The following is a 19540-nucleotide window of genomic DNA, read 5'->3' as shown; positions in this document are numbered from 1 at the left end:
CCGGGCGGGGTCCGCCCGGCCCGCGCGGGCGCCGGACCGCCGGGAGCGGGGCCGCCTTCGTCTGACGGCGCGGGAGGCGGCGCGACGGCGTTCATGCGACGGCCGCTCCCTCGCGCTGCATCGCCCAGAGGCGTGCATAGAGGCCTCCCTGGCGGGCCAGCAGCTCATCATGCGTGCCGACCTCGACGATGCGGCCGTCCTGCATGCCGACGATGCGGTCGGCGTGGCGCACCGTGGAGAGCCGGTGGGCGATGACGATCACGGTGCGTCCCTTGGCGATGTGGCGCATATTGGCCTGGATGATGCGCTCGCTCTCGTAGTCGAGCGCCGAGGTGGCCTCGTCGAGGATCAGGATGCGCGGATCGGTGGCGAGCGCCCGCGCGATGGCGACGCGCTGGCGCTGGCCGCCCGACAGGTTGGCGCCGCGCTCCTCGATGGGCGTGTCGTAGCCGGCCGGCAGGCGGGCGATGAACTCGTCCGCCCCCGCCAGCCGGGCGACGTGCATGACCTTGGCGCGCGGCATCGCCGGATCGGCGAAGGCGATGTTCTCGTGCAGGGTGCGGTTGAACAGGAGGTTCTCCTGCAGCACGACGCCGGTGTGCCGGCGCAGCCACGAGGCGTCGGCTTGCGCCAGGTCGATCCCGTCCACCAGCACCTGCCCCTCATGCGGCGCGTAGAAGCGCTGCGCCAGCTTGGCGAGCGAACTCTTGCCGGACCCGGACGGACCGACGATGGCCACCACCTCGCCGGCCCTGATCGACAGGGAGACGTCCTTCAGGACGTCCTGCCCGCCCGGCGCGTAGCGGAAGCTGACGCGGCGAAACTCGATGGCGCCGCGCGGCGGCGGCAAGGCCGCCATGGCGCGGCTGCCGGGCTCGGGCGGGGCGTTCAGGATGTCGCCGAGGCGCACGACCGAGATGCGGACCTGCTGGAAGTCCTGCCACAGCTGCGACAGGCGCAGCACCGGCTGGGCCACCTGGCCGGCGATCATGTTGAAGGCCACCAGCGCGCCGACCGAGAGCTCGCCGCTCATCACCGCCTCGGCGCCGAAGAGCAGCAGCAGCGCGGTGGAGAGCTTGCTGACGAACTGGACCGCGCCCTGCCCGGCCGCCGCCATCAGGGTCGCCGAGAAGCCGGTGCGCACATAGGCGGCCAGCTTCTCCTCCCATTCGGCCCGCATGGCGGGCTCGACGGCGGCCGCCTTGACGGTCTGCGCGCCCACCACGGTCTCGACCAGCAATTGCTGGCTGAGCGCGCCGCGGTTGAACTTCTCCTTGATGCGCTCGCGCAGGCCCGGCCCCACCAGCGCCGCCACCAGCACGTAGAGCGGGATGGTGGCGACCACGATCAGCGCGAGCCTCGCCGAATACAGAAACAGCACCGCGATGAAGACGACGGCGAAGAGGAGATCGAGCGCCGAGGTCAGCGCCTGCCCGGTCAGGAAGGAGCGGATCGTCTCCAGTTCGCGCATGCGCGCCACGGTCTGGCCGGCGGGCCTCGTCTCGAAATAGCTGACCGGCAGGCGCAGCAGATGGGCGAAGAGCCGCTGGCCGAGCTCGACGTCGATGCGGTTGGTGGTGTGGGTGAGCGCATAGGTGCGCAGGAACTGGAGCGCCGTGTCGAAGACGTTGATCAGGACGAGGCCCGCCACCAGCACGTAGAGCGTGGAGGCGCTGCGGTGCACCAGCACCTTGTCGATCACCACCTGGAAGAACAGCGGCGTCGCCAGGGCGAAAAGCTGGATCGCCAGCGAGGCCAGCAACCCATGGGCGAGCGCGCCGCGATAGCGCCAGATCGAGGGCGCGAACCAGGCGATGCTGAAGCCCTGCGGGTCCAGCCCCGGCCCGCCGACGCGCCGCTGGACCAGGATGATCTCCGGCGCGAGTTCGGCCGCGACCTCCTCGACCGGGCGCTGCCGGTCCGCCCGGGTGACGGGATCGACGGTGCGAAAGAGTCCGTCCGGCGTCAGGCCGCCGAGCACGAGAAAGCCGCCCGCTCGCGTCCGAGCCAGCGCGGGCGTCGGGATCGCGGCGAGGCGCTTGGCGGAGGCGTCGCGGACGATGCGGGCCTTGAGGCCCAGCAGGCCCGCCGCCCGCACGATGTCCGCGGCCTCGGCCGGGCGTTCGCCCAGGGCGAGCTCGCGCGCCAGATGCGCCGGATCCGCCGGGATGCGGAAATAGGCCGCGATCCCCGCCAGGCCCTGCAGGCCGGAGTCGGGCTGCGGCGGAGCTTCGGCAGCCATGCGCAATCCACGTGTGACAACTATCAAGAACCGCCTGATGCAATGCGCCGCACGGCTGAGAAAATCAAGATCAAGCGCCGCGCCTGGCGTCGTGCGCCGGGACGCTCGACAGGGCGGCGGTCATCATGGCCCTGGCCGCGAAGGCGATCGGCGTTCCTAGGCGCGCTTCGCTGACGCCCGCCGGCCGGCGGTGTCAGACGGCCTAGCTTCGCTAGATCGAGATCAGATGCAGTCTCACGGCCCGCGCGACGGCATGCGTGGTGTTCAGGGCGTTCAGCTTCAGTCGGCAGGTCGCCAGATGCGCGCGCACGACGCGCTCGGAAATCTTCATCTCCTCTGCGACTGCGTCCGAGCTCAAGCCTCGAGACGTCAATTCCAGCGCCTCGGTTTCCCGCGGCGAGAGCTTGGCCAACCCTCCATAGATTTTCGAACCGGAGATTTCGAAAAGCCGGCGGTGCAGATAGTAGCCGAGCTCCTGCCAGTGGCTGATCCAACCGGATTTCAGATCGCGCCAGGCTTCGTCGTCGAGATCGGACGTGACGTTGAACAGGGCGAAGTCCCCATAAGGTCCCCGGATGGGGAATGCGACGCCCTGGTGGCCGATCCCGTAGCCCTGCGCCTCCTCCATGATTTTCTGGCTCTGCGGGTGCGCATGCCTCAGATCACGCCAATCGACGGGGAGGATTTCTTTCATGGTGGTCTGGATCACGGGATCGGTGCGGAAATAGTCCTCGTTGGTGTAGTGCCGAACCCAGCTGTCCGGATAGGTGACGAGCACGATCCAGTTCCCGGTGTCGTTCTCCTCCAGCGGAGGCACGCCGCAATAAGCGGCGTGCTTGATGTGCAGGTAGGGGAGAAAATCGACGAGAGCGATTTTGAGCTGGCGCACCGATTTGGCGGCGTCGATGCGTTCGAGTAGCACGTGCGACTGCACTGCGACGGTCATCCGACGTCCTCGAAATTCATCAATTGAATGATGTGAATTTGAGGGCTCTCCGGGTCGATGTCAAACTCCCCAAGACGGCCGTGGCCTGCAGCTGTTTCAAGAGTCTGTGAAGGTCCCGTGCGGCGCTGGGGAACCCCCGTGTGTCGAGCTCGGCCGCGCAAAAGAGCAAGCAGCCGATGACGTGCTGAAATTGGCGTCGTTCGTCGTAGAGGCGATCTGTGGCGGGGCATCCCATGGCTGGCGTACTCCTACAATCAGGCCGAGGCGGCCACCCATTCCTGGCTTAAGCGTGAGCGCAGCGGAATCGTCCGTTGCGCCGTGGCTGTTTGCCCCCGGAGCCTTCGCCGCGTCGCGTTCACCCCGGCGGATCCGCCGATGCACAAGGGTTCGTTTTTCGGTCTCAATCGCCTCCATCGCCGCTGAAGACGAAGGAGCGACACATGATCGTCACCGTTTATGGAAGCCAGCAGTCGTCCTATCCGGAGCTGTTCGAGGAGATGTTCCGGATGCGCGCCCGGGTCTTCAAAGACCGCCTCAATTGGGACGTGGCGGTCGAGAACGGCCGTGAGCGCGACTCTTACGACGACCTGAACCCGGCCTATGTGGTCTCCATCGACGAACCGACGGGCCGTGTCCGCGGCTCGGTCCGGATCCTGCCGACAACCGGCCGGCACATGATGCGGGACATTTTCAACAGTCTGTTCGACGAGCCGCTCGAGATCCAGAGCCCGGTGATCTGGGAATGCACCCGGTTCTGCATCCATCCGGATTTCGACCGGCACGTGACGCCGACCGGCTTGAACGTCGCGACCTGCGAAATCCTGCAGGGCATCTGCGACACGGCTTTACGGGCCGGGGTCAAGCAAATCCTGGGCGTGTCCGAGATCGGAATGCTGCGGATCTATCGGCGGTCGGGCTGGAGCCCCGAAATCGTCGGTCGCGCCGTTCCGCCCTTCACGGCTCCGATTTTCGCGGGACTGTGGGACGTGTCGACCGAAGTCTCTCGCACGATCGCCGCCCGCGCCGGACTGGCCGATCGCGCTCATGTCGAGCCGCTGGCGGCCTGACGATGTCCGCTCCCCACAAGGCAACCCGCGAAAGCCTCTCGGAGCTCGTCGCGAGCGCAGAGGCGCCTTCGCCCTCGCTGTTCTGGCGCGTGGCCCATGTCTGCGCGCGCCTGGACGGCCGGGCTGTCGAACGCCTGTCGGGCTGGGTCGAGCATTGCGCCTGGGTCGAGGCGTCCCACGCGCTCCTGCTTTCGGCCGTGCGTGCGCAGGGCTACATGGCGGGGGTCTTGCCGGATGGTTCGGCGCACGTCCGGGTGATGACGCGGAACAAGGCCGGTTTGATGCAGCCGATCGACGCGTTCCGAGATGACGGGGACCTCTGCCTGGCGACGCTGGAAGCGCTCGCGACGGCGTTCGAGCCTCACTCCCCCTAGCCGCGGGCCAGCGCAGAGGAGCCGGATCGTCGGCTTCCAGCGCTTTCATCCCACGATGCCGCATCCAGGGGCGCCGTGGCGGCCCATGCTCGCGCACGCGCCAGAAAATTCGGCGCACCGGGCGTCCGCGTCAACGGATCGGGTCGCCCGTGTTCATGCCGCGCGCGCTCAACAGGGTCGAGCGGCGCGATGGTTAAGACTTCAGGGAGCTTCGCCGCGCTCTGGCGCAATGTCGGACGCCCCCGGGAGGGCGACGTTCACTCCCACTCGATCGTGCCGGGCGGCTTCGAGGTCACGTCGTAGACGACGCGGTTGATGCCGCGGACTTCGTTGATGATGCGGGTGGCGGCGCGGCCCAGGAAGGTCATGTCGAAGGGGTAGAAGTCGGCCGTCATGCCGTCGACGGAGGTCACGGCGCGCAGCGCGCAGACGCTGTCATAGGTGCGGCCGTCGCCCATCACGCCGACTGTGCGCACCGGCAACAGGACTGCGAAAGCCTGCCAGATGTCGTCGTAGAGGCCGGCGCGGCGGATCTCCTCGAGGTAGATCTCGTCGGCGAGCCGCAGGATGTCGCACTTCTCCTTCGTGACCTCGCCCGGGATGCGGATGGCGAGGCCCGGCCCCGGGAAGGGATGCCGGCCGACGAAGCCCTCGGGCAGGCCGAGCTCGCGGCCGAGCGCCCGCACCTCGTCCTTGAAGAGCTCGCGCAGCGGCTCCACGAGCTTCATGTTCATGCGTTCGGGCAGGCCGCCCACATTGTGGTGCGACTTGATGGTGACGGACGGGCCGCCCGTGAAGGAGACGCTCTCGATGACGTCGGGATAGAGCGTGCCCTGGGCCAGGAAGTCCGCCCCGCCGATCTTTTTGGCCTCGGCCTCGAACGTCTCGATGAAGAGGCGCCCGATGGTCTTGCGCTTGGCCTCCGGGTCGGTGGTCCCGGCGAGCGCGCCCAGGAACGCGTCCTCGGCGTCCACATGCACCAGCGGGATGTTGTAGCTGTCGCGGAACAGGGCGACGACCTTCTCGGCCTCGGCGAGGCGCAGCAGGCCATGGTCGACGAAGACGCAGGTCAGCTGGTCGCCGATCGCCTCGTGGATCAGCACCGCCGCGACGGCGGAATCGACGCCGCCCGACAGGCCGCAGATCACCCGCCCCTGCCCGACCTGGGCGCGGATGCGGGCGATGGCCTCCTCGCGGAACGCCTTCATCGACCAGTCGCCGTCGCAGCCGGCGATCCGGCGGACGAAGTTGCGGATCAGCGCCGCCCCATGCGGGGTGTGGATCACCTCCGGATGGAACATCAGGCCGTAATAGCCGCGCGCGGCGTCGCCGATGACCGCATAGGGCGCGTTCGGCGAGACGCCGAAGCGGGTGAAGCCCGGCGGCAGGCGCGTGATGCGGTCGCCGTGGCTCATCCAGACCGGGTAGCGCTCGCCCTTGCGCCAGACGTCCTGGAACAGCGGCGCCTCGTCCAGCACCTCGACTTCGGCGCGGCCGAATTCGCGGTGATGGCCGCCCTCGACCTCGCCGCCGAGCTGCGCCGCCATGGTCATCTGCCCGTAGCAGATCCCCAGCACCGGCACGCCGCTGTCGAAGATCGCCTGCGGCGCGCGCGGGCTTCCTTCCTCATGCACCGATTCAGGCCCGCCCGACAGGATCACGGCCCTCGGCTTCATGCGCCGGAAGGCCTCCTCGGCCGACTGGAAGGGCACGATCTCCGAATAGACCCCCTCCTCCCGGACCCGGCGCGCGATGAGCTGGGTCACCTGGCTGCCGAAGTCCACGATGAGGATCTTGTCGTGCTGGTTCTCGGTGGCGAGGGGTCCGGATGCTGGGGCTTGGGTCATGGCGCTCGGGTCGGTTCGGGGCTATCGGATGAGGGCGGTCAGTCGCGGCGTCGCAACAGGGAGACGTAGAAGCCGTCCGTGCCGGTGCGCAGCGGGCTCATCTGCACGCCGTGGCCGCCGGCGCTGACGACATCGGCCAGGGGCGCCAGGCCGGCGTCCGCCGCCGCGCGCGCGGGGTCGATGACCTCGAAACGGCCGCTGCGGACCAGGAAGGTCTCCACCGCGCCGTCATTCTCGGCCGGCAGCACCGAGCACGTGACATAGGCGATGCGTCCGCCCGGCTTCACCATGGCGGCGGCGCGGTCGAGCACGGCGGCCTGTTCGGCGATGCGGGTCTCCAGGCTGGTGGGGCGCACACGCCACTTGGCGTCCGGGTTGCGGCGCCAGGTGCCGACGCCCGTGCAGGGCGCGTCGACCATCACGAGGTCGGCGTGGCCGCGCACGTCGGAGAGCGGCTCGAGGTCGTCGCGCCCCTTCTGGGCCTTGACCTGGACGTTGCGCACGCCGGCCCGGGTGAGCCGGTCGAAAATGGGCGCGAGGCGCCGCTTGTCGCTGTCGGTCGCGAAGATCTGCCCGCGATTGTCCATCTGCGCCGCCAAGGCCAGCGTCTTGCCGCCGCCGCCGGCGCACAGGTCGACGACCTGCATGCCGGGATCGGCGGCCGCCATCAGGGCGGCGAGCTGCGATCCTTCGTCCTGGATCTCGATCCAGCCCTTCTGGAAGGCGGGCTCGGCCTGCACGGCCGGGGCGCGCGCATCCTCGCCGAGCGTGATGCGCAGCCCGATCGGCGACAGCGGCGTCGGCTCGGCCCCGAAATGCGCCAGCTCGGCCAAAGCCTTCTCGCGGTCGACCTTGAGCGTGTTGACCCGCATGTCGACGGGCGCCCGGGCGGCCAGGGCCGCCATCTCGGCGGCGCGGCGCTCCCCGAAGGCGTCGGCCAGCGGCCGGTCCAGCCATTCGGGATAGTCGCCCGCCACCCAGGCGGGCGCGCCCTCCAGCGTCCGCGTCTCGAGCGCGGCGCGCTCGTGCTCGGTCAGCGGCTCGGGGGCGAAGCGGTCGCCCGAGCAGAGGGCGGCGATCCGCTCGACGTCCCAGCCGCGCGACAGCTTCAACGCGCCCAAGAGCACGGCGCGCGGCGTCTCCGATTCGACCAGCCAGGCGGACGAAGCCTTCCGGCGCAGCGCGTCATAGACGAGGCTGCCGATGGCGGAGCGGTCGCCCGAGCCGGCGAAGCGGTGAGACAGGCCCCAATCCTTCAGGGCGTCCCCGGCCGGCCGTCGGCGGGCGTCGATGTCGGCCAGGACTTCGATGGCGGCGGAGAGGCGTGCGGCGGGGGTCATGGAACGAACCGGGTCATGGAAACAGCAGCCTCAGGACGATCAACGCCCACATGATGATCAGCACCGCGACGCCGGCCAGGAAGATGCGGAAGCGGGTCGGCACGTCGTTGCCGCCCGTATGCACGACGGCGTGGAGCACGCGCGTGACCACGAACAGCCAGGCCAGCGTCACCATGACGATGTCGGTCGCCCGGATGAAGATGGCGACGCCCGCCAGCGCGTAGAAGAGCACCGGCGTCTCGAACTGGTTCGCGTAGTTGTTGCTGAACTTGCGCACGTCCTCCGGCCACGCCTCGGACGAGACCGCGATCTGCGACATCCGCACCCGCTTGCTCTTGAGGGCCTTGAACCGCGCGCCGCCCGTGGCGAAGAGCATCACGAAGGTGAGGAGGATCTGGGCGAGGACCGGATAGACCAGGGCCATGGGCTCAGGCCCTGCCCGGATAGTTCGGGCTCTCGCGGGTGATCGTCACGTCGTGGACGTGGCTCTCGCGCAGCCCCGCCGAAGTGATGCGCACGAACTGGGCCCGCTCGCGCAGCTGGGCGAGGGACGCCGCGCCCACATAGCCCATGGCGGCGCGCAGGCCGCCGGCGAGCTGGTGCAGCACGCCGCCGACCGGCCCCTTATAGGCGACCTGGCCCTCGATGCCCTCGGGCACCAGCTTCAGGGCGTCCTTGATGTCCTGCTGGAAGTAGCGGTCGGCGGAGCCGCGCGCCATGGCGCCCACCGATCCCATGCCGCGATAGGCCTTGTAGGACCGGCCCTGGTAGAGGAACACCTCGCCGGGGCTCTCGTCCGTGCCGGCCAGCAGCGATCCCACCATGGCGCATTCGGCCCCGGCGGCGAGCGCCTTGGCGAGGTCGCCCGAGAACTTGATGCCGCCGTCGGCGATGATCGGGATGTCGGCCTTCAGGCCGACCTCGCAGGCGTCCATGATGGCGGTGAGCTGCGGCACGCCGACGCCGGCCACGATGCGGGTGGTGCAGATGGAGCCGGGCCCGATGCCGATCTTCACGGCGTCCGCGCCGGCGTCGATCAGGGCCCGCGTCCCGTCGGCGGTGGCGACGTTTCCGGCCATCACCTGCACGGAGTTCGACAGCTTCTTGATCCGGGTCACCGATTCCAGCACGCGCTGGGAATGGCCGTGCGCGGTGTCGACCACGATCACGTCGCAGCCCGCGTCGATGAGCATCTCGGCGCGCAGGAAGCCCGTTTCGCCGACAGTGGTCGCCGCCGCCACCCGCAGGCGCCCGGCCTCGTCCTTGGAGGCGTTCGGGTGCGTGACCTGCTTCTCCATGTCCTTGACGGTGATCAGCCCGATGCAGCGATAGTGGTCGTCCACCACCAGCAGCTTCTCGATGCGGAACTGATGCAGGAGCCGCTTGGCCTCGTCCTGGCCCACGCCCTCGCGCACGGTGATGAGCCGGTCCTTGGTCATCAGCTCGGAGACGGGCTGCTCGGGGCTGGTGGCGAAGCGCACGTCGCGGTTGGTCAGGATGCCGACCAGCATGCCGGGCTTGCCGGCCGGCCCGCGCTCCACGACCGGGATGCCGGAGATGGTGTGGCGGCGCATCAGGTCGAGCGCGTCGGAGAGCGTCTCGTCCGGGTGGATGGTGACGGGGTTCACCACCATGCCGCTCTCGAACTTCTTGACCTTGCGCACTTCGGCGGCCTGCGCGTCGGGATCGAAATTGCGGTGCAGGACGCCCAGGCCGCCCGCCTGCGCCATCGCGATGGCCATGGGGGCCTCGCTCACGGTGTCCATGGCCGAGGAGATGATGGGCAGCGAAAGCCGGATCGTGCGGGTCAGGCGGGTGGAGACGTCCACCTCGCCGGGCATGACTTCGGAGTGTCCGGGCTGCAGGAGCACGTCATCGAATGTGAGCGCTTCGCGGATGATCGCCATGGCCAACTCCTCTGCCCCATCGGATATACGAAAATAGCGCTGCGGGAAGGGGCCCGGCGCTTCTGAACGAGTTGGCGCGTGCAGTTAGCACGCCCCGGCGAGAGTCGAAAGGATTTTGCAGCGCAGCAGAGGCATGACAGGCCTGCGAAGGACCGCGCGGGCCCTCCGCTAGGCCTTGGTCTCGGGCGGCCTCGGCGCCCCGGGATTCCACCCCGTCTCCTCCGGCGTCTCGTCAAAGCCGCGGACGCGCGGGTCGCGATCCGGTCCCGCGGCTCGCCCGCGAAAGCCGGTGGCCAGCACGTAGAGCTCGGCCGAGCCGGCGCGGCTCGCCGCGGGCTTCACGTGCCGGACCGTGGCGAAGTCACGCTTCAGGTTGGCCAGGAGCGTGCTTTCGGTCCCGCCCTGCAGGACCTTCGCCACGAAGGCGCCGCCGGGGGCCAGGATCTCGCGGGCGAACTCGATGGCGAGCTCGGCCAGCGCCACGATCTTCAGATGGTCGGTCTTCTTGTGGCCGGTGGCGTTGGCGGCCATGTCGGACATGACCACGTCGGCCGGGCCGCCCAGCATCGCTTTCAGCCGCTCGGGGGCGTCCGCGTCGAGGAAGTCCATCACGGTGAACTCGACGCCCGGGATGGGATCGATGTCGAGGAGGTCGATGCCGATCACCCTCCCCTTCCCGCCGACGGAGCCCACCTTGCGGGCCGCGATCTGCGACCAGCCGCCGGGCGCCGCGCCGAGGTCGACGACCTTCTGGCCCGGCTTCAGCAGGTGGAACTTCTCGTCCATCTCGATGAGCTTGTAGGCGGCGCGGGAGCGGTAGCCCTCGCGCTTGGCCTGCGCCACATAGGGATCGTTCAGCTGCCGCTCCAGCCACCGCGTCTGCGAGACGGTGCGCTTCTTGGCGGTCTTGACCCTCTGCTTCAGCGACCGGCCGCCCTCGCGGCCCGATCCGGAACCGGGGGCGCTCACGCGTTCGGCCTCCGGCCGGGTCCCCACACGCCGTCCTCGTCCATCAGCTGCATCAGAATTCCTTCGCGCAAGCCGCGATCGGCGATGCGAAGCCGCCGGGACGGAAAGGTCCGGCGGATCGCTTCGAGGATGGCGCAGCCGGCGAGAACGAGGTCGGCGCGCTCGTTGCCGATGCACGGGTTGGCAGCCCTATCCTCGAACGACATGCCGAGCAACTGCTCGATGACGGCCGAGACGTCGTCGTCCTGCATCCAGACGCCGTCCACCTGCCGCCGGTCATAGCGTTTCAGGCCGAGATGCACGCCCGCGATGGTGGTGACCGTGCCCGACGTCCCGAGGAGATGGAACCGGTCGCAACGGCGCGCCGTCGTGAGCTCCGCGGCGAAGCCCGCCATGAGGCCCCTCACTTCGGCGACCATCGCCTCGAATCCCGGCCGGTCCACGACGATGCCGCCATGGCGCTCGGCCAGCGTGACGACCCCGACCGGCAGCGACGTCCAGGCCTTGACCCGCTGGCGCAGGCTTCGCCTGTCCCGGGCGGAGCCGCTCAGCCAGGCGAGTTCGGAAGACCCGCCGCCGATGTCGAACAGCATCGCGCCCTCGGCGTGCGGATCCGCCAGGGCGGCGCATCCGGCGACGGCGAGATGCGCCTCCGTCTCGCGGTCGACGACCTCGAGGTCGAGCAGGGTCTCCTCGCGCACCCGGGCGATGAAATCGGCGCCGTTCTCGGCCGCCCGGCACGCCTCCGTGGCGATCAGGCGGGCGCGCGTGACGCCGCGGGCCTCCATTTTGGTCCGGCAGACATGGAGCGCGTCGATGGTCCGGTCGATCGCGGTCTCGCGCAGGCGGCTGGAGCCGCCGAGCCCCTCCCCGAGCCGGACGATGCGCGAGAAGGCGTCCACGACCCGGAACCCGTCCCCGGAGGGTCGCGCCACCAGCAGCCGGCAATTGTTGGTTCCGAGGTCCAGCGCCGCATAGGTGCGGTGGTCGCGGGCGCGCCCATGGCCGGCGTAACCCTGGGCGGATCTCCCCGGCCCGGGATACGGGTTCGCGATCGGCGCGCCGCCGATCAGGGCGGACGGTCCGACGGTCGATCGGCCCACGGCGACAGGGGGCTGCCGCAAGCCGGCGCTCGCCGCTGCGGAACCCGGATCTGTCTCTGCGAACGCTGCGGCTCCTCCATCTTCGACCGGCGACACCGTCGGCACCTCTCAATCCACTTGGAATCGAGCTTAGCAACGGCGCAGGCTCCATCACAAGGAGCACGGAGACGCAGAGGGCGACCGCAGTCGTTTTCTTTCTTCAGACCGACGAAATCACGGCGCGCGATCGGTCAGCGCCGGCGCGTGAGCTCTTTCATCAGAGGCTCTTCGCTGCGCGACATGTTGATGCGGCCCGATTTGATGATCGACTCCACCCGGCTCCAGATGGCGCTGTGGGTCAGCGGCTTGGAGACGATGTCGCGGATGCCGACGTCGAGCGCGTTGTCGATGAGTTCGGGCGACGGCTGCGACGTCATCAGGAGGACGGGAGACTGGAAATTCGGCACCCGCCGCAGGGCGCGGGCCACGTCGATGCCCCCCACATGGGGGAGCTCGTCCGAGACGATCAGGAGATCGGGATTGGACCGGAGCGTCGTCTTGATCGCGTTGGACCCGTCGGACGCATCCAGGAACCGCTTCACGCCGGAGATGCGCAAGGTGTCGCGCACGATGCGCCGCGTGAATTCGCTGGAGTCGGCGACAAGCACCAAAATGTCCGGAAACCGGGGATTGCCAATCATTGTTCTCGTTCCTTCAACACGGGAACAGCATGGCAGAGAAGTCTTTCGAGACGCTGAATCGCGCAGGTCCAAATGAATTTGAGTCCAACAATCGTAATGATTGTGTCTTGTTCTATTAAACGTGGAAGTTGTAATTCCTAATCTTCGGACGGGCGTCCCGTCCGCATCTTCTTGACCCCGGCCCGTTTCGACTTGGAATCGAGGCGGCGCGTCTTGGAGGCCAGCGTCGGACGGGTCGGCCGGCGCACTTTCGGGGCCACGGCCGCCCGCCTGATCAGTTCGATCAGGCGATCCAGCGCGTCCTGCCGGTTTCGCTCCTGCGTCCGGAAGCGCTGGGCGTTGATGATGAGGATCCCGTCATTGGTCAGCCTGCCGCCTGCGAGCCGGGACAGGCGGGCCCGGACGGGGTCCGGCAGCGACGGCGAGCCCGCCACGTCGAAGCGCAGCTGCACCGCGGTTTCGACCTTGTTGACGTTCTGGCCGCCCGGCCCGGAGGCGCGCACGAAGGTCTCCTGGACCTCGCTCTCGTCCAGCGTGATGTGCGGCGTGATCGGAATGGAGGCCATCGGTCTCGGCTTGGGTCGGAATCATCCCGCCAGGGGAAAGCCGCATCCTAGCCGAATTCCGGCGAGGCTTCAGGGCTTGTCCGCCGGCCCCATCTTGGCGGCGAGCGGCGCGCCGCCGCCGACCGGCCTCGCCACGAGCGACGCGCCGGCGCCGAGCGGCAGCGAGCGCCAGAAGATCGCCGCCGACGACATGGAGATGAGCCCGATCAGGCCGAACACCCAGGGAAAGTGGCTGGGCGAGAGCACGTCGCCGCCCGCCACGCGGCTGACCGCCTCCAGCCCCAGGGCCGCGATCGAGACCCCGATCGAGCCCGAGAGCTCCTGCAGCACCGCCGCGAAGGTCGTCGCCCGCGACAGCTTCGAGGCCGGCATGTCGGCGTAGGCGACCGCGTTGATCGAGGTGAACTGCAGCGAGCGCAGGAAGCCGCCCGTCACCAGCACGGCGAGCATCAGGAGGACCGGCGTGGACGCCCCGAAGGCCGCCGGCGCGGCGACCAGCGCCGAGGACAGCACGGCGTTGACCACCAGCACGCGCCGGAAGCCGAAGCGGCGCAGGATGGGCGAGGCCACGATCTTCATCACAAGCGAACCGACGCCCGCCGCGAAGGTGGTGAGGCCCGAGCGGAACGCGTCATAGCCGAAGCCCGCCTGAAGCAGCAGCGGCAGCAGGAACGGCGTGGCGCCCACGCCCACCCGAAACAGGAACCCGCCGGTCAGGCTCGCCCGGAAGGTCGGAAGCGACAGGAGCCGCAGGTCGATGATGGGCGATTCGGCCCTGAGCGCATGGCGCACATAGAGCGCCAGCAGCAGCGCGCCGCCCGCCACGAGGCCCGCCACCGCCGAACCGGGCAGCAGGTCCAGCCCCGCCAGGGTCGCGCCCGTCAGGAAGGCGGCGAGGCCAGGCCCGACCAGGAGGAAGCCCAGCGTGTCGAACTTCGTCCGCACGTCCTCGCGGATGTCGGGGATGTGGATGGTCGCCAGCACGACGCCCAGCGCCGCGATCGGGATGTTGATCCAGAAGATCCAGCGCCAGTTGAAATAGGTCGTGATGAAGCCGCCGACCGGCGGCCCCAGGATCGGCCCCAGCAGCGCCGGGATGGTCAGCCAGGCGAGCGCGTCGACGATTTGGGATCGATCGATCGTGCGCAGCACGACGAGCCGGCCCACCGGCACCATCATGGCGCCGCCCATGCCCTGGACGACCCTGGCGGCCACCAGCGCGCCGATGTCGGAGGAGAAGCCGCATGCGACGGAGCCCGCGGCGAACACCACCATGGCGAGGCGGAAGATCACCCGCGCCCCGAACCGGTCGGCGAGCCAGCCCGACGCCGGAATGAAGATCGCCAGCGCCAGCAGGTAGGAGGTCAGCGCGAGCTTGAGATGGATCGGGTTGGCCCCGAGATCCGTCGCGATGGCCGGCAGCGAGGTGGCCAGCACCGTCGAATCCAGGTTCTCCATGAACAGCGCCGTCGCGACGATCAGCGGCACCAGCCGCTCGGGCGGCAGCGGAAAACGGGATCGCGGGGCGACGGCGTTCGGCATCGGGCGACGGCTCCGGGCGGGGGGCGAGAGGCCGGACTGGCCCCAATGCCACGATCCCGGGCGCCGTTCCAGCCTCGGCGCCGCCAAAAGCGACAGGGCATGTCTGCCCTGCAGCGCAGTCGGCTTCAGCCCGCGTCAGCGGCGCCGGAACTGGCCTCGCGCCGGCGGCCTGACGCCCGGAGGGCCGGCCCGCTCGTCCTTGTGGCGGAAGATCAGCCGCCCCTTCTCCAGGTCGTAGGGCGACATCTCCACCGTCACCCGGTCGCCGGTCAGCGTCTTGATCCGGTGCTTCTTCATCTTGCCGGCCGTGTAGGCCACGATCTCGTGGCCGCCGTCGAGTTGAACCCGAAAGCGGGCGTCCGGAAGGATCTCGGTGACGAGACCCTCAAACTCCATCAGTTCTTCCTTCGCCATGGCGCGTCCTGCGATGGTGACGACTCGCCGCGGCTCGCAACGGCGCGTCAGATTCCCGTTTTTCGAAGCTCATATGAGATGGACGCGGCCCGATGCAAGCCGCTTTGCGCGCCAGCGGGGCGGCCGTCGGCGGCTTTGGCCGGGCAGGAACCTTCCTGCGTCGCTCGCGGTTAGCGCCGGGACATCCTCACCGGTCGCGCAAGACCCCTTCGGGAGACGAACGATGCTGAAATGGGCCCTCATTTTCCTGGTGATCTCGATCATCGCGGGCGCGCTGGGGTTCACGGGCCTGTCTTCAGCGGCCGGCAGGCTCGCCAAGATCCTCTTCGTGGTGGCGCTGGTGATCTTCGTCGTCCTGCTGGCCCTGGCCATGATGGCGGGCGAGGCGATCTTCTGACGCCTAGGCGTAGATCCATTGCTCGGGGATGCGGACCTCCACCGCGTCTCCGACGCGGATGAGGCCGGGACGCTCCACCCAGGCCACCAAGCCGCGCCGCCGACGCGCGGCCCGCACGAAGGCGAAGGGCGTCCTGGCGTCGCCCCCGCCGCGCCTTGCGACGGCGTGGCCCGACTTGCGGCAGGGCGCGTTCTGCTCCTCCACCGCCAGCGTCGCCGCCTGCGGAAAGACCAGCCGCGAGCCGCGCGGCAGCATGGACAGCGCCGGAACGCCTTCGATGACGAGGTTCGCGCCCAGCCAGCTGGGCTCGATCGCAGAAAGGCCGAGTTCGGCCGCCACGGCGTCGAGCTCGTCCTGGCTGACCAGGGAGAGATGACGGGAATTGCGGATCGGCGTCCCGCGCGGAAACCACGGAACCCGGGCGTCGGCCGGACGGGCGAGGCCGCGGTGGCGCTCGCCCCGCAAGCCGTCGAGCACGACGCCTTCGAAGTCGACCGTGACCTGGTCGACGGGTCGGGTTTCGAACCCCTCCCCGTCCGCCGCCAGGACGGCCGCCGCCCGGGCCCGGATGACGCGGGCCGGATGGATCGCCGTGTCTTCGCGCGCCTGCGACATGGGCCCCCGCTGAATCGCGGGGACCATAGTCAGGCCCGGGCGATCGCGCCAGCTCCGGCCTTCACGCCCGCTATTTGGCGGCCTTCTTGGCCGGGGCCTTCGCGGCGGCCTCGGGCGCAGGCTTGACGTCGGCCGGCGGCGTTGCGGCGATCGCGCCCGTCGTCACATTGGCCGGGCTCGCATCGTCGAACACCACGTCCACGCCCTTCTTCACCATCCCGGCGAGGTCCAGCGCGTCCCAATTCGTCAGGCGAACGCAGCCATGCGAGAAGCTGCGGCCGATGCGGCTCGGCTCCGGGGCGCCGTGAATGCCGTAGGTCGGCTCCGACAGGTCGATCCACACCGCCCCGACCGGGTTGTTGGGGCCCGCCGCGACCGTGAACTTCTCCTTGGTCTTGACGCCCTTGAACGCGAATTTCGGGTCGTAGTGATAGACCGGGTTCTTCGCCACGGCGGTGATCTTGAAGGATCCCGAGGGCGCCGGCTTGTCCTCGCTGCCGATCGACGCCGGGTAGGCGGCCATCAGGGCGCCGCCCTGGTCGAAGGCGCGCAGCAGCCGGGCCTCCTTGTCGATCTCGACCCGGCTCACCTTGGCGTCCGAGCGCGGGCGCTCGACGTCGGGCACGAGGATCTCGTCGCCCGGCTTCTTGAAGGACTCCTTCGGGTTGAGCCGCGCCAGGAAGTCCTCGTCGACATGGAATTTCTCGGCGAACATTTCGCGCGGCGTCTTGTAGCCGAGCTTGTCCAGCTCGGCCTGCTTCTCCAGCTGGGCCGGAATCTTCTTGACGAACGGACCTTTGAGGTCCGCCGCCTTGATCTCGTAGCGCATCATGGCCGGCTTCTGGTCGGCGTTCAGGGCATCCCAGGTGGCCTGGTCGAGATTGCCGGTGACAGGCAGGTTGCGGGCCTGCTGGAAGGCGCTGAGAGCCTTGCGGAAGTTGTCGCCGTCCTTGCCGTCGATGGCGCCCGGCGAGAAACGCTGCCGGTCCAGGAGGACCTGGGCCTTCAGATATCCGGGAACGACCTTCGCCGGCTTCTTGCGGGCGTCGTCCGGCTTGGGCGCGGGCGCCTCGGGCGGCATGGCGGCCGCGTTGATCGTGTCGAGATCGAGCTTCACGGGAGCGGACCTGGCGGCCTTGGCCTCCGCCGCTCCGGTGAGCGCGGCGCCCGCCGCGCCGCTCAGCAAAAGCGCCCAGACAATCTTGTTCATCATTCTCATCCCCGGCCCCGCTGGCGTCGTCCTTCAACAATGCCATGGCAGCGCTTGCGTTCCCGGACGCCGCCCCGCCGACGGTTCTATTCGCAGATGCGATAGCCGCGGTTGCGGGCCCGCAGGTCGAGATGCAGATGGTCGGCGTGCTCGGCGTTGGCGCCGGGACCCAGCACGGTCGTGAAATACCGGCACGCGCCGCTGCGCACCGCGGCCGAGAAGCGCCCCTCCGGGGTGTCCGGCCCGGCCTGGCCGACCGTGACGCTGGCCCGTTTCTCGAAATCGAAGCCCGCCACGTCGACGCCGTTGGCGAAGGCGTGCTCGCTCAGCTTGGCGCCGGTCTGGTGGTTCTGGGAGCGGCACTCGTAGGACGTGCCGATGGCGATGCGCTTGGCCGGGGCGTTGAGTTCGCGCTCGGCCGCGACGCTGACCACGTCGCGCGACCATGTGGCGAGCGCTTCGGCCGCCGGGCATGTGAGGGTGACGGGCGGCGACAGCGCCACCCCGTCGGGAAGCCCGCTGACCTCGTAGGGCCGGGGGGCGCCGCAGGCCCCGTTCTCGATTGGGGGGAGCGGCTTGGCCACGACGCCCAGCCTGGCGAGCCGGTCCGCGCAGCCCTCGTCGTCGGGCCCGGGCGGCGTCTCGTCCTCCTTCGCCACGGGCCGGTTCTGCACCGGGGGCGGAAGGTTCTCCAGATCGCGCGGGCGTTCGGGGGGCAGCGGGGCGACGACGGCCTGGTCGCCGGCCTTGTCGTCGACGGCTGCGCCGGGCGGGGAGCCCGGCCTGGACCTGGCCTGGGGCTGCGCCCCGAACTCGGCGGGCCTGTTGGGCGGCAGCGGCGCGGCGCCTTCGCCGGCCAAACCGGGCGGCGGAGTCTCCGCCGCGATCGAGGGATGCTGCGCCGCGCTGAAGCCGACAGCGGCCAAAGCCGCCGCGGCGAGGAGCGTGGATCGGATCGCGGAAGGGAGGGCTGTTTTGCTCACCCTCCCCCAACGCTCACGCTGCGCGCGGGTTCGTCTGCATTCGCACGCCCGGCGCGACCGCGCCGCGGCGGACCGTCCTCAGTCGTCGGTCCGGACGTCCGCGGCGGACGCGTAGACCGGGGCGCTGAAGCTGCCCACGCTGGTGTAGCGCTCCAGGCGAACCGAGATCATGTCTTCGATGCGGCCATAGACCTCGCCGACGCTGAGCGGCTTGAGGCGCCGGCCCTTGCTGGCGAAGAAGATCGACTTGTTGGCCCGCGCCGCCGACGGGAATTCCTTCGAGGCGGCCTTCTCCGGCTTGGAGCGCTGCAGCTCGAGCAGCGTGGCGGCGTCCTGCGGGCCGAGGAAGTGCGTCAGATAGAGCTCGGCCGGCTTCAGGTCGCGGCCGATGCGGAACGCCACCTGGGCGCGGTCGCGCTTCATCAGCTCGCTCGCCATCACGGCGGCGATGTAGGGGTCGCGGCGCAGGTCGAGGATGCGCTCGCGGTCCGACGGGGACTTCACCATCGGCTTCTCGCCCGAGGTGTCGATCAGCGAAGCCTCCCAGGCGAGGCCATGGCGCGACCCGTAGTCGTGCACGATCTCCAGCCAGGTCGACTCGATGAACTGGAACAGCCCCTGCGCCGAGGAGGTGGACGCCTTCACCTCGGGGCGGAAGCTCGACTCCTTGTCGGCGAGCGCCATGAGATAGACCGGGTCCACCTCGGCCTGCTCGGCCGCGCGCAGCATGGTCATCACCATCTTGCGCGGGATGCCGAGCGAGCCGAAGCGCAGCTTCTCGTCGGGATCGGGCTGCATGACGCCGGCGGCCTTGGGCTGTCCGTCAGCGTCGGCGTCGGCGTCGGCGTCCGTGTCGGCTTCGCCGGGCAGCGAGAACATGCGGCCCTGGATGGCGCGCTCCGCGAATCCGGGAACGCTGTGGGCGATGGCCAGCGCGATGGCCGGCAGCCGGTCCCGATCGAACTCGCGGGCGGGGACGAAGGTCATGGAGGGCGCCGTCGCGACGGCCGGCACGATGCCCGACAGGACGGTCCCGGCCACGATGGCGAAGCACCACCGCATCGCCTTCGCGGCCACCCCGGAACGGACTTTGTGGCTTTCCGGGAACACCGGGCGGGATTCTGCGTTATCGGCGTGATGAATGCCCGATACCGCGTCCCGTGAAGGCGCCGGATGCCGCTCGGCCTGCTGGACGGCTTGCGTTTTCAGCATGATGTCTCCACGTGCGCCGTCGCCACGGGGGCGACAACTCGTTGTTAACCGTCCTTGAAGGTCGGATGTGGCCGGATTGCGGCAGGCCATCACGCGTCCGTGAGACTACAGACGCTTAAACAGGCA

The 19540-nt window shown here is 69.4% G+C and carries 19 protein-coding genes; 3 read left to right on the top strand and 16 right to left on the bottom strand.

What is annotated here, in order from left to right:
• Positions 1-91: 91 nt before the first annotated feature.
• Both ACYVO7_RS14025 and ACYVO7_RS14020 read right to left on the bottom strand, forming a co-directional pair.
• Positions 92-2242 carry a peptidase domain-containing ABC transporter gene (locus tag ACYVO7_RS14025; RefSeq protein WP_460450442.1) on the bottom strand — a complete coding sequence of 717 codons (2151 nt, stop codon included), beginning with the start codon at positions 2240-2242 and terminating at the stop codon, positions 92-94.
• 211 nt (positions 2243-2453) lie between these two features.
• Positions 2454-3188, bottom strand: a complete 735-nt coding sequence (locus ACYVO7_RS14020) for a helix-turn-helix transcriptional regulator (protein ID WP_460450441.1) — start codon at positions 3186-3188, stop codon at positions 2454-2456.
• 440 nt (positions 3189-3628) lie between these two features.
• Here ACYVO7_RS14020 and ACYVO7_RS14015 point away from each other — a divergent pair, with 440 nt between their 5' ends.
• Together ACYVO7_RS14015 and ACYVO7_RS14010 are read left to right on the top strand one after the other, a co-directional pair.
• Positions 3629-4255, top strand: a complete 627-nt coding sequence (locus ACYVO7_RS14015) for an acyl-homoserine-lactone synthase (RefSeq protein ID WP_460450440.1) — start codon at positions 3629-3631, stop codon at positions 4253-4255.
• Between the two features lie 2 nt (positions 4256-4257).
• Positions 4258-4629: a hypothetical protein gene (locus tag ACYVO7_RS14010; protein ID WP_460450439.1), complete on the top strand. Its 372-nt coding sequence runs from the start codon at positions 4258-4260 to the stop codon at positions 4627-4629.
• Positions 4630-4886: 257 nt separating this feature from the next.
• Here ACYVO7_RS14010 and guaA read toward each other — a convergent pair whose 3' ends face one another.
• The 10 genes from guaA to infA all read right to left on the bottom strand — a co-directional run bounded on the left by guaA (position 4887) and on the right by infA (position 14997).
• Positions 4887-6476: a glutamine-hydrolyzing GMP synthase gene (gene guaA / locus ACYVO7_RS14005; RefSeq protein ID WP_460450438.1), complete on the bottom strand. Its 1590-nt coding sequence runs from the start codon at positions 6474-6476 to the stop codon at positions 4887-4889.
• 38 nt (positions 6477-6514) lie between these two features.
• Positions 6515-7816: an RsmB/NOP family class I SAM-dependent RNA methyltransferase gene (locus ACYVO7_RS14000; protein WP_460450437.1), complete on the bottom strand. Its 1302-nt coding sequence runs from the start codon at positions 7814-7816 to the stop codon at positions 6515-6517.
• A gap of 13 nt (positions 7817-7829) precedes the next feature.
• Positions 7830-8240 carry an MAPEG family protein gene (locus ACYVO7_RS13995; protein WP_460450436.1) on the bottom strand — a complete coding sequence of 137 codons (411 nt, stop codon included), beginning with the start codon at positions 8238-8240 and terminating at the stop codon, positions 7830-7832.
• Between the two features lie 4 nt (positions 8241-8244).
• Positions 8245-9723, bottom strand: a complete 1479-nt coding sequence (guaB, locus tag ACYVO7_RS13990; protein ID WP_460450435.1) for an IMP dehydrogenase — start codon at positions 9721-9723, stop codon at positions 8245-8247.
• Positions 9724-9891: 168 nt separating this feature from the next.
• Positions 9892-10692, bottom strand: coding sequence for an RlmE family RNA methyltransferase (locus ACYVO7_RS13985; RefSeq protein WP_460450434.1), 801 nt, complete (start codon positions 10690-10692; stop codon positions 9892-9894).
• Positions 10689-11816: a Ppx/GppA phosphatase family protein gene (locus ACYVO7_RS13980; protein WP_460450433.1), complete on the bottom strand. Its 1128-nt coding sequence runs from the start codon at positions 11814-11816 to the stop codon at positions 10689-10691. The genes ACYVO7_RS13985 and ACYVO7_RS13980 overlap by 4 nt, the downstream gene beginning before the upstream one ends.
• Before the next feature lie 209 nt (positions 11817-12025).
• On the bottom strand, positions 12026-12442 hold the full coding sequence (locus tag ACYVO7_RS13975) for a response regulator (RefSeq protein WP_460450432.1): 417 nt from the start codon (positions 12440-12442) through the stop codon (positions 12026-12028).
• A gap of 170 nt (positions 12443-12612) precedes the next feature.
• The gene (arfB, locus tag ACYVO7_RS13970; protein ID WP_460450431.1) at positions 12613-13041 is read right to left on the bottom strand and encodes an alternative ribosome rescue aminoacyl-tRNA hydrolase ArfB; all 429 of its coding nucleotides are present in this window, start codon (positions 13039-13041) and stop codon (positions 12613-12615) included.
• 69 nt (positions 13042-13110) lie between these two features.
• Positions 13111-14583 (bottom strand): DHA2 family efflux MFS transporter permease subunit, encoded by a 1473-nt coding sequence (locus tag ACYVO7_RS13965; protein WP_460450430.1) that lies wholly within the window; start codon positions 14581-14583, stop codon positions 13111-13113.
• 135 nt (positions 14584-14718) lie between these two features.
• Positions 14719-14997 (bottom strand): translation initiation factor IF-1, encoded by a 279-nt coding sequence (gene infA / locus ACYVO7_RS13960; protein ID WP_460450429.1) that lies wholly within the window; start codon positions 14995-14997, stop codon positions 14719-14721.
• A gap of 223 nt (positions 14998-15220) precedes the next feature.
• Between infA and ACYVO7_RS13955 the strand changes: the two genes are divergently transcribed.
• On the top strand, positions 15221-15394 hold the full coding sequence (locus ACYVO7_RS13955) for a DUF1328 domain-containing protein (protein WP_406858201.1): 174 nt from the start codon (positions 15221-15223) through the stop codon (positions 15392-15394).
• A gap of 3 nt (positions 15395-15397) precedes the next feature.
• Here ACYVO7_RS13955 and ACYVO7_RS13950 read toward each other — a convergent pair whose 3' ends face one another.
• The 4 genes from ACYVO7_RS13950 to ACYVO7_RS13935 all read right to left on the bottom strand — a co-directional run bounded on the left by ACYVO7_RS13950 (position 15398) and on the right by ACYVO7_RS13935 (position 19414).
• The gene (locus ACYVO7_RS13950) at positions 15398-16009 is read right to left on the bottom strand and encodes an MOSC domain-containing protein (protein ID WP_460450428.1); all 612 of its coding nucleotides are present in this window, start codon (positions 16007-16009) and stop codon (positions 15398-15400) included.
• Between the two features lie 70 nt (positions 16010-16079).
• The gene (locus tag ACYVO7_RS13945; protein WP_460450427.1) at positions 16080-17222 is read right to left on the bottom strand and encodes a L,D-transpeptidase family protein; all 1143 of its coding nucleotides are present in this window, start codon (positions 17220-17222) and stop codon (positions 16080-16082) included.
• Between the two features lie 83 nt (positions 17223-17305).
• The gene (locus tag ACYVO7_RS13940) at positions 17306-18202 is read right to left on the bottom strand and encodes an extensin-like domain-containing protein (RefSeq protein WP_460450426.1); all 897 of its coding nucleotides are present in this window, start codon (positions 18200-18202) and stop codon (positions 17306-17308) included.
• A gap of 78 nt (positions 18203-18280) precedes the next feature.
• Positions 18281-19414, bottom strand: coding sequence for a transglycosylase SLT domain-containing protein (locus ACYVO7_RS13935; RefSeq protein ID WP_460450425.1), 1134 nt, complete (start codon positions 19412-19414; stop codon positions 18281-18283).
• Positions 19415-19540: the final 126 nt, after the last annotated feature.

This window comes from Alsobacter sp. SYSU BS001988 (assembly GCF_054796215.1).
This window is presented reverse-complemented; position numbering and strand designations above follow the sequence as displayed.